Source organism: Oleiphilus sp. HI0117, from assembly GCF_001635235.1.
The window spans coordinates 1-544 of sequence record NZ_LWGA01000395.1; the positions used below are offsets into that span (position 1 = coordinate 1).

1 protein-coding gene and 1 pseudogene are annotated in these 544 nt (G+C 47.1%); both read right to left on the minus strand.

The annotated features are described in order from the left end of the window. The coding region (gene rplP / locus A3757_RS04680) for a 50S ribosomal protein L16 (protein ID WP_068739231.1) at window positions 1–339 on the minus strand (339 nt) is incomplete at its 3' end. Between the two features lie 11 nt (window positions 340–350). Further along, a pseudogene (locus A3757_RS04685) lies at window positions 351–544 on the minus strand (30S ribosomal protein S3); the annotation flags it as partial.

Here is a 544-nt window from a genome sequence, read left to right on the forward strand (position 1 = left end):
CAGCTCTTCCGGCACACCTTCAATTTCGAATAAAACTCGACCTGGCTGAACCTGGGCAACCCAATATTCAACACTACCTTTACCTTTACCTTGACGAACTTCTAAAGGCTTTTGCGTAATCGGCTTGTCAGGAAAAATTCGGATCCAGATCTTACCACCACGCTTAACTTTTCGAGAGATCGTACGACGAGCCGCCTCAATCTGTCGTGCAGTAATACGCCCGCGATCGGTACACTTAAGACCATATTCGCCGAAGCTTATCTTTGCACCGCGCTGAGCCAGACCGCGGTTACGGCCTTTCTGCATTTTTCTAAATTTGGTACGTTTTGGTTGTAGCATTACTTGGCCCCTTACTTAGCAGCTTTCTTCTTGGTAGCTTTCTTCTCAGCACGTACCTGTTCGATACCACCCAGAATCTCGCCCTTGAAGATCCAAACTTTAACGCCAATAATGCCGTAAGTGGTATTTGCCTCATGCGTTGAGTAATCAACGTCTGCACGCAATGTATGTAGAGGCACACGACCTTCACGATACCATTCACTTC